The following is a 12,751-nucleotide window of genomic DNA, read 5'->3' on the forward strand; positions in this document are numbered from 1 at the left end:
ATCTCCTCGGACTCTCGGTGGGATTTTATAGGCAAGGTTCAGCAGTAGGTGAAAAATAGTACTTTTCAAAATCTTGCGCCTTGAGAGCAGGGCTGTAAATAAATCCTTGGATTAAATCACAGCCAATATCTTTAACTAAATTAAGCTCTTCTTTTGTCTCAACACCCTCGGCAACGGTTTCATAAGAAAATGAATGGCACAGCATTACAATGGCGTTGACAATATCTCTACTCGATTTCTGGTTGTGTATATCCGCAATAAAAGAACGATCAATCTTTACGATATCAAGGGGTAGTTGCTGTAATAATGATAAAGAAGAGTAACCTGTACCAAAGTCATCTAAAGCTATCTTGATACCAACACTAGCCAATTCGTTAAGCATTATTCGACTATTTTCAAGATTGGCAATCGCTGCTGATTCAGTGATTTCAACGATAATATTGTTAGGATCACCGCCTTCAGAACGGATAATATTGATAAATTCATGCGCAAAATTCGATCGCATAAGTTGACCAGGGCTAATATTAATTGATAGTTTTAAAGGTGGTTGGTGAGGATGCTTTTTGTGCCACTCGACTTGCTGCCTGACTGATTTACGTGCAATTTGTGCCCCTAGTTTACAAATAAGGCTACTTTCCTCGGCAACCGGGATAAATTGTGCAGGGCTAACATGACCAAGTACCGGTGAGTGCCAGCGCGCTAAACTTTCAAACCCATAAATTTCGTTAGTGTGGGGATTAAATTTAGGCTGAAAATGCACTTCAAGCTCGTCCTTATCTAAGGCTTGCTTTAGTTGTTGTTCGAGTGTCATCTGAAATTTAACATCAGCATCCATGGTTGGATTATAAAGCATGACGTGTGTATTACGTGTTTGTTTTGCTTTATACATGGCAATATCTGCTTTTTTCAACAACCCATCAGATGTTTGAGCATCCTTTGGATAGAATGCAATACCAATACTGCCATGAGTTGATAATTCAATATTCTGATGGATAAACGGTTTCTCGATAGATTGTAATATACGCTGACCTAAAATAAGAGCATCTTCTTCGTTATCAATATTACAAAAGCAGACGAATTCATCACCGCCAAATCGAGAAATGAAATCGTCATCACGCACGGCTTCTTTTATTGATGATGCAACATGCTGTAGTAGAGCATCACCGACGTCATGACCAAAAGTATCATTCACAAACTTAAATCGATCGAGATCCATAAGCATAACGACCTGAGATGTTTCTGAATTATTATTAATATGATGGCTCATTGTGTCAGTCATCATTTGTCTATTTGGAATGCCAGTTAACGTATCATAATATGCCATGGCTTCAATTTTTTCTGCGGAACGCTTTTGTTCGGTAATATCAGTCATTGAACCAATAAAACGCACCGGTTGCCCTTTGTTATTACGAACAGCTTCACCACTTGCATCGACCCATAAATAGGTATTATCTGAAGCTTGAATACGATAATGCAGCTTAAAAGGAATATCGTGCTCGAAGTGCAATTGAAGTTTGCGTTCAACGATAGATAAGTCATCAGGGTGGATGCGTTCACAAAATCCCATATGCTGATTTTGCTGTTGTGCAATGACGCTTTTAAATCCGATCATCTCTAATAAACGTGGATTCCAATGAACGTTATTAGTTTGCAGATCCCAATCCCAAATACCATCATTTGAAGTTTTAGCAACAACACCAAGTTGATGAGCAAGTTCTTGAGATTTTTTCTCCCTACTTTTCACTGATTCTATCAAAGAGTCACGCTCAATAAATAAAGACAGCATATCTAAATAGTTATTAAACATACTATAACCAGATAATGAATAGTCTTTATCAAGGTCGTCTACAACCGCCATGATTGTCCAATGAATTTTATTATCAGTTGAAATTGGGACGAGGGTAATAATGTAATGATCAGGCAGAGAGTAATTAAAAAGCTGTTCAGGTGGGTAGCGTTTTACATGGCAGTTGACGAAATTGTTTTCGTTCAATTGGCGATCAATTTCACCTCGAACACAAAAATCTCTGATTGATAATATCGAGGAGTGCTGAGAATTCCACTCTGCCGAACAAGCCCAATAATGTGATGATCCAAAAATACTAGGTAAGTTTTGAATTGATTTAAAACCATTTTGAGCTAAATCTAAAAAAGATTCGTTAATTTTTTCTGTTGTATTTAGCGACTCTTTATCAACGAGCTGCCTTAGAATAGAAACTTCGGTTTTGTGCTGCATAGAAACTGGGCTACCACAAGACTGACGAATTTTTAGTTGCTGAGGAACTAACGTTGTTTCTTTTAATACATTTCCACCGTTAATTTGGTCTAAGATTTGGGTTACAGCTTTTTCAGTAACAAGCTCTAAATTTTGGTCTACTGAGGTGAGAGAAGGTTTTAATCGACTGCCTAGATAGGTATTATCGATGCTGGCAATTGCAACATCTTTAGGTATTTGAGTGCCTAAAGATTGAAGTTGTTCAATGAGACCAACAGCGTTGTAATCTGTCGCGCAGACAATCGCTTCACAGTCGGATCTTTTTTCATGGAACATTCGTGCGGCTTGACGTCCCCCAGGAAGCGTTGATTCGGTGACATTAAAAAGCCAATCAGGTGAAAAAGTAATATTGTGTTCTTTTAATTTTTCTACATAGCTTTTAAAGCGAATACGAATATCATTAACACCAAGGTTACCACAAAAGCCAATTTTAGTGAGCCCTTGTTCTATAAAAAGTTGAACTGCTTTGGTTACACCGTCACATTGGTCGCTTTCTACTTGCTCAACAGCAAGAGGGTAGTAGCTCCCCCCCATGGAAACAACAGCAATGTTTTTTTCAATCGCTTGTTCGACCAACTGAAACGAAGCTGAGTGCAAAACAGTGATTAAGCCATCAAGTTTCTCTAAGGCTAAAGGTAGGTTAAAGTTTGTTGAAGCACCCGTCCGAATGAGCACTAAATTAAAGTGATGCTGCTGAGCTAGCCGGCGTAGACATGCAGTTATTTCTCCCATATAAAAGCCACTTAGCTGGGGAAGAACTACACCTATCGTAAGGTTATTTGATGACGTTATGTTTGAGTGCATTTTATTTTCTATCTTATAAGTATATAGATTACATCCGCACTGCACGAAAAATAGATGTAATCACCCCTAGCATATAAACCATGCCATTTTTCGAACAGGGGAGGACGACCTTAATTTAACGTATTGTCTTTCTGTGCAATTGTTATAGTTTTCTGCATCAGAATAAATAGACTAAACACCATTGCTAATAAATGGAAACAATATTGCGTTTTTGAAGCGCAAAAAAAGTAGAATTGTAAGCGATATAACATTTTGAGCGAGAAGGTATGCTGCTATATCACAATAACGAAAGATAAACCCCTAACTTTTTATACGTAAATAACACCATGATTAAACGAGAATAATTTAACTGTTTACATATCTTACAATTAAGACAGTTTTTCCGTCGCTAGTTTGATTTCGATCACTATGAAAGTTGTCAATTATCTCCCTGTTGCATAATAATAACAGGGCTCTAATTAGAACAGAGTACAGGGTAGTTTAAGTTAGGTACTTTGTCACCAATAGCAAGAATATGAGGGAAGGGATATGAATACGATGAAGAAACAGCAAGGGCATGCCGCCATTTTATTTGTCATGTTAGTCCCTCTTTTTTTTGGTGTTTTTATCTTAGCCAGTGATGGTGCGCGAGCATTGCAGACAAAAGCTCGAATTAATGATGCGGTAGAGGTAGCAACTTTAGCCGTTACCGCAAGAAATGCAGATAATACGGTTGCCGAAGATGGGGCACCTGATGGTGGCAGTGAAGCCAATAGAAAACTGGTTGTTGAATACCTCGAGCAGTATTTACCGGATATTGATTCGGTTGATATGGATAAGCTAAAAATAGTAAAGAATACGTGTGTTGACCTTAATGAATGTGATGATGAAAAAGGGCGCTTTTATCAATATCAAATCACAGCCAATACCGTTCATAAGTCATGGTTTCCAGGTGGAGATGCGATACCAGGCTTGGGTGAGACTTTTAATGTGGCTAGTAGTTCAACGGTAAGAAAATTTCAGAGTGAAGCTGTTGATGTCATGCTAGTGGCAGACTTTTCAGGGTCTATGCTATGGGATATATCAGGTGATACAAATCCAAGTAATGATGCTGATAGAAAATATAAGCAACTTGTTAAGGTGATACAAGAAGTTTCAGATGAGTTAGAGAGATTTAATGACCTCAACACCAGCCAAACTAATCAAATGGGCGTGTCAGTGTTTAATTTTTATACGACCGAGGCAGGCGGTAGCGCTATTATTGATAAGGTTAGTAAAACTTGCTATGAAGATCAGTTTCTATATAGCAGTTCAAACGAAGTAGACTTAAAAAAGACGGCTTCCATTGACAATATATTTAATAAAAGAACATCGTGTAAAAATGTAGCAAATTCGGGTGGTAGTTTTAAAAATATCCCTTTAACGGACGAGTTTAGCACTTTTAATGAATCCTTAGGGAAATTTTCTCCAGGAGGGGGAACCTCATCGGTACAAGGTATTATCCGCGGCGCTCAGATGTTAGAGGAAGGCATCAATAATCGCCGTTTAATGATTGTTCTCTCTGATGGTTTAGATTCACACAGTCAACATCCATTGAAAAGTGGTGGTTATGGTAATTATGCTGGAAGTGGTACAGGTTCTTATCTCAAAGTAAGCTATGACTTAATTAATGATCATGGTTTATGTGAAAATGTAAAAGAAGGTCTAACCGATGCTGAAGGCACTAAAAAGCAGGTTAAATTAGTTGGTATAGGTTTTGGTTATGATTTATCAAGTAAACCAAGTGGTGCCGATGCAGATATTACAGGGTTAGAAGACTGTGTTGGAGAAGCTAACCTATATGAGGCTGCGAACCTTGATGAAGTTCTCGATATTATCTTAGAGTTAATTTCGGAAGAAATCGGTCACTTTAGATAAGGTATATTCCTCTTTTATTGTCACTATGAAGTACAACTATAAATAGCCCATTACAGTCAGAGTCATACAATAATATGTGGAAAACGTTGCTCTTAACAGGGCTAGCATTAATTGCTTTTGCAGGTAACTCGGTATTATCACGTCTTGCTCTCGGTGAAGGGACGATTGATGCGATAAGTTTTGCTTCGATCCGCTTGCTCTCTGGCGCGTTGTTTTTGTCTTTGCTCGTTTTACTGAAAACCAAAAAACCGATCGAATTAAAAAGAGGCAATTGGGCATCGAGTCTCTCTCTCTTTTTGTATGCAATGAGTTTTTCTTATGCCTATTTAACCCTTGATACCGGCGTTGGTGCACTTATCCTTTTTGGTTGTGTACAGGCGACCCTCATTGTTTATGGTACCATTAAGGGGGAACGTTTAAGAGCATTAGAATGGTTTGGCTTATTGCTAGCCTTTATTGGTGTGACTATTTTATTAAAACCAAGCTCATCGGCTCCGTCTCTAAGTGGCGTCATACTAATGAGTATCTCAGGTATCGCTTGGGGACTTTATACGATAGTTGGCAGAGGTTCGAAAACGCCACTGATTGATACGACTTATAATTTCATTCGAACAGCACCTTTTGTTGTGGTTATTATGGCGTTATTTTTCAATCAAATTGAGCTATCAAATAAAGGCATAATATTAGCGCTACTTTCGGGGGCGATTATGTCAGGGGTAGGGTATGCAATTTGGTATTCCGCCTTAGCTAAATTAACGACAATTCAAGCGGGTGTTGTGCAGTTATTAGTCCCATTAATTGCAGCTTGCGGTGGGATTGTCTTTTCGAATGAACAGCTATCTGCAACCTTTATCATCGCATCATTTTTAGTCTTAGGTGGGGTTTTGTTAGTGTTGGTTGGTAAGCTGTCCCCTAAATAAAGAGAAGCGCTTAATGGGTTTTGAAACTAGATAGACACAAAAAGCCAGCTATATAAATAGCCGGCTTAATATTAAACTCAATGTTTATAGGTTCAAGGTCACTAGTCTTGCTTTACAGCACAGTCAAAGTTACCAGAGTAGTCAAAATCAAAACTAAAGATAGTAAAACCAGGTGTACTATTTTTATCACCTAACTTTCCATCTGTTGAAAGGCCTGTGATTTCAGTGGCACAACGGGAAGCTTCATCTGTTGTTGCCGATGCAAAATCAACGCTCTCTATTCCTTCCGCCACTAAAGTGAAGTTCTTTGCGTTAACAAACTCAAGCTTAGTGTCACCATCTTGTGCTTCTAAAAGATCATTTAAGTAGTACTGAACCAGTTCACGGTTATTGAATGCTGCTTCTTCTTTTACGATTTCAGCATTATCAATACCAGGCATTTTGTCATTAGACGCGCGGTAGTTGTTTGTTATCACATAAACAACTTGCTCATCATCAATTTCCACACCATCAAACATTAGACTCTCAACTTGAGTGCTGTCTGTTGCTGTGTATTCCATCTCGTTGATATTAGTGAAAGCCGACTCTGCTGTTACGTCGATAACGTATTGTAAGCGACTTTCATCATTAGAATTGAAGCCACCAAAGAAAACATCAAAGTTATAACCAGGGTAAGATTCGACTAAGAAAGTCTCACCTGAAGCAACTGGCAGTTGGTTATAAGTGTTTGAGTTAACCCAATCGATCCAGTTTTTAAGATCCGCACCGGTCAACTTAAGTACCGCTGGCGTATTGTTATCAAACACGTAAAGGTCAGCAATACTTGCGTTAGTCAGTTGACCTTCCTGAATATTAGTAAAATCAGTTGGGCCGTTACGACCACTCTTAAATGGCGCTGAAACCGATAAGAAAATTGCGTCATCAGCATTTTCAAATTCGCCATCTTCTTTCCATTTGTTTAGCTGGTGGTACTGAGCTTCATTAACAATCTGAATTGAAAGATCAGGGACTAACTGAGGGAAGAAGCTGTTCACATTTGAATCGATCTGCGCAATAACTTCAGACATGTATTCAATGGTGCCAATGTGCTCTTCTTCTACAGCGGCTTCGATATTTTTATCTGATTGATCTTCAACAAGTGAACGCAGCTCAGTGGTACTTGATGCGATTGCCCACGTTTGACCTTTATCAGAAGAAGTCAGTTTTAGGTCGATAACACCTAATTTAGCGCCCCACATACCAGGCATGATTGCTGGTTTGCCATTAATTTTACCTGCTTCAGGATCAACGCCAGCAATGTGGTCATATTCACCAGTTGAATTCGGAAACTCACGGTGGTCGTGACCAAACATCAGAGCATCAATACCATCAACATAGGCAAGTTGTAACGTTGCATTTTCAGCAAATTCGTTGCTTGAATCCGTTAGACCTGAATGTGGAATAGCGACGATAATATCCGCGCCTTCTGCTTTCATTTTTGGTACAAAGTATTCTGCTGTCTTTTTGATATCTGAAACGAGCACGTTACATTTTAGGTGCGTTGCATCCCAGCCCATGATATCAGGCGGAGTAAAGCCAATCACACCAACATTTACTGTGTAACGACCGCCATTTTCGGCAATAAAATCACGGGTTAGAATTTCGTATGGTGCGTACATGCTTTCTGCATTGGCATAAAATGCGTCATCAACACGGACTTCACATTCATCAGTAGCTCGAGAAACTTTTGTTAGAGACTCATCGTACTCCCATACATTGGCACTTACATAAGGAAAGTTTGAACCTTTTAATGTCTCATCTAGGTAGTCAAGACCGTAGTTGAATTCATGGTTGCCTAAGTTAGCAGCGTCATATTCAAGCTCATTCATCGCCTTATAAACAGGGTGTGTATTGCCTCTGACATGATCAACCCCTAGGTTAGCCATGTAATCACCCATAGGGCTGCCTTGGATTAAGTCACCGTTATCAAACAGCATGTGGTTATCAACCTCATCACGAGTATTGTTAATCACAATTGCAGTACGAGCTAGTCCCCAGTCTTGCATTTTTTCATTATTATCCGCAGCACTTAAGAAATAGTTATAAGGCATGATATTGGTATGAATATCGGTTGTTTCCATTAGGCGCAAATCCATTTTGATACTGGTATCAACAGGATTATTGTCATCGTCATTGCATCCAACTAATGCAATAGCAATGCTAGAAACTAGCAGTAACTTTGTTCCATTAAATCTCATGTACAGCTCCAAGGCTTTTTTAAATGATAGGTACGGCATCAGTATGCATCACCGTGACAAATGAACTTGTGCATGATTTATTGCTGTTGGTGATGTCTGATTTGTTTCGGGCGCATTCTAAATACAAAGTAAGGAAAGGTTCCGAATCTCTAGAAAAAAATGGGAGCGGGATCACATAAAAATGCAAACGTTTGCATTTGCCTTTAATGTTAACGTGAACTCTGTGTCGTTTTTAAGCGATATTCTAGCGTTAAAAACCTGATTGTTAGGATACAATGCTGTTACCGCTCTGTACGTGTGGTTATTCTGACGTTATTTTTCAATCAAATTGAGCTATCAAATAAAGGCATAATATTAGCGCTACTTTCAGGGGCGATTATGTCAGGGGTAGGGTTTTGTTAGTGTTGGTTGGTAAGCTGTTCCCTAAAAGCAATCGAAATGAGGCAATGTAAGGTTACAGTATTGATCGTTTTTTTATTTTATAACAAAGGTACTATCTTTAAAGCGCGAGATTAATTTCATCGTTTATTCTATTAATAAAAAAAGGCTAGCACTCTATGAATAAGTTCGTTATGGGCATTTTAATTGCATTCTTCAGTCTGCGCTTATTTGCATCCGTGGGGCCGCATATAGAGCAACTTGAACATGATAGCTTTACGTTGATTCGCTCTGCTATTCTTATCGGTGGTCTTTTATATGCTTCAAATTTAGTCTTTAATCGCTTCAAAGCTAAGCAAGATAAAAACGATAAATAATGATGAAGTGAGTGACCAAATATATTAGTAACTCACTTCAACGTTTTATTTGATATTATGTTTTAAATTCGATAATACCGCACTCAATGAGTCAGATACTTGATGACCTAATGCTAAGACCTCTTCACATGGAGAGACTAAGTCAGGTATTTGAAAAGTAATCATGTTTGCACCGACCGCTGATCTTACCCCATTATTTGAATCTTCAAATGCTAGGCAATGCTCGGGACTAATACCTAATCGCTCAGCGGCTAATAGGTATATTTCTGGGTGAGGCTTACCCTGTTGTACTTCACATCCCGTAGAGATTGAATCAAAGTAATGTGCTAACCCAGCCAGTTCCAGCTTAATTTCAGCGACTTCACGTTGTGTTGAGGTCGCAACGGCTGTCGGGATATTATTCGCCTTTAGCCACTCTAACAATTCAATAACCCCTTCTTTTACAGGGATAGCTTGATGTTTGACAACAGCATTATAACGAGTACGCCACTCTTCATTTAAAGCAGGATAATCCAGTGATTCACCGTAGCCATCGATAATTATCTTTTCTATTGTTTTCGCATTACAGCCGATGATAGAGAGATAAACATCTTGTAAAAATTCAACATTGAGTGCTTCACACGCTTGTTTAAATATACGCATACAGACGCGTTCTGTATCGAGAAGTAGGCCATCCATGTCAAAAATAGCAGCTTGGTAGTTCATGTAAAATACTCAAAAAAAGTCAGGCCAATATTGTCCCATTAAATGCTTTGAACAGCAATAATAGCTATTCACTACTCTTTAAAGCCAAGTCTAAAGCTTCAACTCTTGCTTCTGGAGAGTGAGTGTAACCACCAATAAGGTTATATAGATTAGGCACGATAAATAGGGTGACAAATGTTGTAAGTAGCATACCACTAAAAATAACAATGCCTACAGCGAAACGAGTTTCCGCACCAGCCCCAGATGCAACTAACATTGGAATCGCACCTAATAATGTTGTCATTGCCGTCATTAAAATAGGACGTAATCGTTGTTCGCTAGCATTTAGGATAGCATCATAAGCTGATAAACCTTGGTCACGGAGTTGGTTAGCAAATTCGACAATCAAAATGCCATTTTTGGTAGCCATCCCTATGAGCACTAATAAACCCAGTTGGCTATAAATGTTGAAGGTTTCCCCTGTGACGATCAAACCAATAAGACCACCAAGTAAACCAAGAGGAACGGTTAGCATAACTATTACAGGGCTGATAAAACTTTCAAATTGAGCTGCTAATACTAGATAACATATAAAAATCGCAAGTAAAAATAGCAGTCCAACTTCTTTTTGATTGTCATAATAATCTTTTGATTCACCAGCATAGTCGTAACTGTACCCAACGGGTAATATACTATTCGCTTGATGGTTAAGATAGTTAAGAGCTTCACCTAAAGCAACGCCTTCGGCTAAATTGGCTTTTAAGTTAATAGATTTTTTTCGTTGATAATGGAACAGACCACGAGCAGAGGCAACTTCATCAATAGTAATTACATTATTTAAGCCGATTAACTCGCCCTGAGCTGAATGCAAGTAAACTTTACTTAAATCCTGATAAGAGTTGAAATGGTCTTCGTGTGCTTTTAAATAGACATCATACTCATCACCGTTAATTTCAAAGCGAGTTTGAGATCTTCCTCCTAATAATACCTCAAGTGTTGATGCTATCTGATCAACACTGATTTCTAGCAGTTTAGCCGCTTCTCGGTTTACATTGATTAATAACTCTGGAGTTGTAGGGTTATAATCAAGTTTAGTATTGAGCATTAGTCCACTTTGTTCTGCCTGTATCTCTAATTTTTGCGCATAAGCATAGAGTGACTGATAATCTTCACCCTGTAAGACAAATTGTACTGCTTCACCAGAGCCACCACCGAAACCTGGCTGGTAAGGGTGAACACCCACATCGGTAACGTCATGAGTCAAGTCTCTGATTATATTAACAACTTCAGAGGCGCTTTCGTTACGCTCAGACCAGTGTTTCAAGCGAATAATAAAGAAGCCTTGGTGATCAGCCCATGAGCCAAAGGCAGGAGCGGAGTAATTGAGGGAGTCAATCGGACCATCATCAGCAGCGAGTGGCATCAAGCGATCATTGATTTGCTCCATGCTTTCAACCATACGTTGATAGCTGGTGGCTTCTGTACCACCAACATATATATTTACATTACCGCGATCTTCAATGGGTACTAATGCCTTTTGTTGTGCTTGAAAGGCAAAGTATAATCCTACAAAACATAAGGTTAATATAAAGAGAGCGATGTATTTGAATGAGAGAGTACGGATTAACATCGTCCGGTAAAACCTTTGCAGTTTTGTTATTTGAGCTGCAAAAATAGTGCAAACTTTGTTTGGATTCTGTAAGGGCTGGCTAAATAACTTTTCAGCTAATACTGGTCCAATGGTTAAGGCGGCAATGGAAGAGGAAATTACAGCTGCTGATAATAGGACAGCAAACTCAGTAAAAAGGTCTCCAATTTTGCCTTCAAGAAAGATAAGGGGTAGAAAGGTCATGACTAAAACGAGTGTAGTTGCGATCACTGCAAAGTTTAGCTCTTTAGCACCATGAAAGGCCGCCATGATAGGTGATGCACCGTTGGCCCTATGGCGCATGATATTTTCAACGATAACAATGGCATCATCAACTACAAGACCGATAGCTAAGATCAATGCCATTAACGTAACAAGGTTGACACTATATCCACACAGATATGCGACAGAAAAAGCAGCAATCAATGATATTGGTACCGTAATGGCAGGAATAATGGTGGTATTTAAACGCGCTAAAAATAGATACAGTATAGAAATAACTAAAAAGGCTGTGATAGCAAGCGTAATATAAATTTCTTTAATTGCTTCACGAATAAAAATCGTACTGTCGTAGTCCACTTGTACTTCAACGCCTTTCGGTAAAAAGTGCCTAAGCCGTACGAGTTCATCATGCACTGTATCTGAAACTTCAAGTGGATTTGCCTTTGAGATAGCAATAATGCCTAGTCCCATACTATCAATATTGTTCGCTTTAAAGGTTGTGCTCTCTTTTTTAGAACCAATATAAATAGTCGCAATATCTTGAAGCTCTATAGGCAAGCCGTCAATCGACTTAATTTGTAAGCGGTTAAAATCTTCTACTTTTTGATAAAGACGATCGAGGCGTACCACAATATTTAATGATTGATTTTTGACATATCCTGCTGGTAATTGAAGGTTTTCACGGTTCAAGGCTTGAGAAATATCATTGGTGGTTAAATTACGGGCAGCAAGTGCTTGTGGGTCGATCTCAATATAGAGCACTCGTTCATCTACACCTGATGTATTAATGGTGCTTACCCCAGGTAGAAGGCTAAATTGATCGATTAAAATACGGTCGACATAATCACTGAGTTCTAATCTACTATGTTTAGTGCTGGTGATATTGAGCCACATGAAAGGAGCTCCTTCACTATCATTTTTCTTAACAATAGATTCATCCACATCATCCGGCAATCGAGAGCGGGCACGACTTACTGCATCTCGAACATCACTAACAGCTTCACTCATATCATGACCTGGCTTAAAGGTAATATTAATACCAGACCAGCCATCCCATGATGATGACCATATGGTATCAATGCCATCAATGCCACTTAATTGATCTTCAATCGGTTTAGTGATTTGTGACTCTACAATTGAAGATGCACTGCCTCGGTAAGGTGTACCAATGGAAACCACGCTGCTCTCTATATCTGGCATTTCACGAACGGGCAGCATGCTAAAGCCAATAATCCCAAAAAGCATCAATAAAATATTAAGAACTACCGCTGAGGCTGGACGATACATAGCTAAATCAGACAGCTTCATAA

The 12,751-nt window shown here is 38.9% G+C and carries 7 protein-coding genes; 3 read left to right on the top strand and 4 right to left on the bottom strand.

The window, feature by feature from the left end:
* Nucleotides 1–25 precede the first annotated feature (25 nt).
* Nucleotides 26–3,079: an EAL domain-containing protein gene (locus BCU68_RS08160; protein WP_102564291.1), complete on the bottom strand. Its 3,054-nt coding sequence runs from the start codon at nucleotides 3,077–3,079 to the stop codon at nucleotides 26–28.
* Nucleotides 3,080–3,607: 528 nt separating this feature from the next.
* Between BCU68_RS08160 and BCU68_RS08165 the strand changes: the two genes are divergently transcribed.
* A complete protein-coding gene (locus BCU68_RS08165) occupies nucleotides 3,608–4,975 on the top strand; it encodes a TadE/TadG family type IV pilus assembly protein (RefSeq protein ID WP_102564292.1) in 1,368 nt (455 codons plus the stop codon).
* A 74-nt stretch (nucleotides 4,976–5,049) separates the two neighbouring features.
* Nucleotides 5,050–5,895, top strand: coding sequence for a DMT family transporter (locus BCU68_RS08170; RefSeq protein ID WP_102564293.1), 846 nt, complete (start codon nucleotides 5,050–5,052; stop codon nucleotides 5,893–5,895).
* 101 nt (nucleotides 5,896–5,996) lie between these two features.
* Here BCU68_RS08170 and BCU68_RS08175 read toward each other — a convergent pair whose 3' ends face one another.
* Nucleotides 5,997–8,132, bottom strand: a complete 2,136-nt coding sequence (locus tag BCU68_RS08175) for a bifunctional 2',3'-cyclic-nucleotide 2'-phosphodiesterase/3'-nucleotidase (protein WP_102564294.1) — start codon at nucleotides 8,130–8,132, stop codon at nucleotides 5,997–5,999.
* Between the two features lie 557 nt (nucleotides 8,133–8,689).
* Between BCU68_RS08175 and BCU68_RS08180 the strand changes: the two genes are divergently transcribed.
* The gene (locus BCU68_RS08180; RefSeq protein WP_102564295.1) at nucleotides 8,690–8,887 is read left to right on the top strand and encodes a hypothetical protein; all 198 of its coding nucleotides are present in this window, start codon (nucleotides 8,690–8,692) and stop codon (nucleotides 8,885–8,887) included.
* Nucleotides 8,888–8,932: 45 nt separating this feature from the next.
* Here the strand turns inward: BCU68_RS08180 and BCU68_RS08185 are convergent, their stop codons facing one another.
* Together BCU68_RS08185 and BCU68_RS08190 are read right to left on the bottom strand one after the other, a co-directional pair.
* Entirely contained in the window at nucleotides 8,933–9,592 is a 660-nt protein-coding gene (locus BCU68_RS08185) for an HAD family phosphatase (protein ID WP_102564296.1), read from the bottom strand.
* Nucleotides 9,593–9,656: 64 nt separating this feature from the next.
* Nucleotides 9,657–12,749 (bottom strand): efflux RND transporter permease subunit, encoded by a 3,093-nt coding sequence (locus BCU68_RS08190; protein ID WP_102564297.1) that lies wholly within the window; start codon nucleotides 12,747–12,749, stop codon nucleotides 9,657–9,659.
* Nucleotides 12,750–12,751: the final 2 nt, after the last annotated feature.

It is taken from the genome of Vibrio sp. 10N.286.49.B3 (assembly GCF_002873395.1).
GTDB lineage: Bacteria > Pseudomonadota > Gammaproteobacteria > Enterobacterales > Vibrionaceae > Vibrio.

Coding starts and splice junctions, on each gene's coding strand:
- BCU68_RS08175 (WP_102564294.1), bottom strand. CDS start 8,132: ATGAGATTTAATGGAACAAAGTTACTGCTAGTTTCTAGCATTGCTATT.
- BCU68_RS08185 (WP_102564296.1), bottom strand. CDS start 9,592: ATGAACTACCAAGCTGCTATTTTTGACATGGATGGCCTACTTCTCGAT.
- BCU68_RS08190 (WP_102564297.1), bottom strand. CDS start 12,749: ATGAAGCTGTCTGATTTAGCTATGTATCGTCCAGCCTCAGCGGTAGTT.
- BCU68_RS08165 (WP_102564292.1), top strand. CDS start 3,608: ATGAATACGATGAAGAAACAGCAAGGGCATGCCGCCATTTTATTTGTC.
- BCU68_RS08170 (WP_102564293.1), top strand. CDS start 5,050: ATGTGGAAAACGTTGCTCTTAACAGGGCTAGCATTAATTGCTTTTGCA.
- BCU68_RS08160 (WP_102564291.1), bottom strand. CDS start 3,079: ATGCACTCAAACATAACGTCATCAAATAACCTTACGATAGGTGTAGTT.
- BCU68_RS08180 (WP_102564295.1), top strand. CDS start 8,690: ATGAATAAGTTCGTTATGGGCATTTTAATTGCATTCTTCAGTCTGCGC.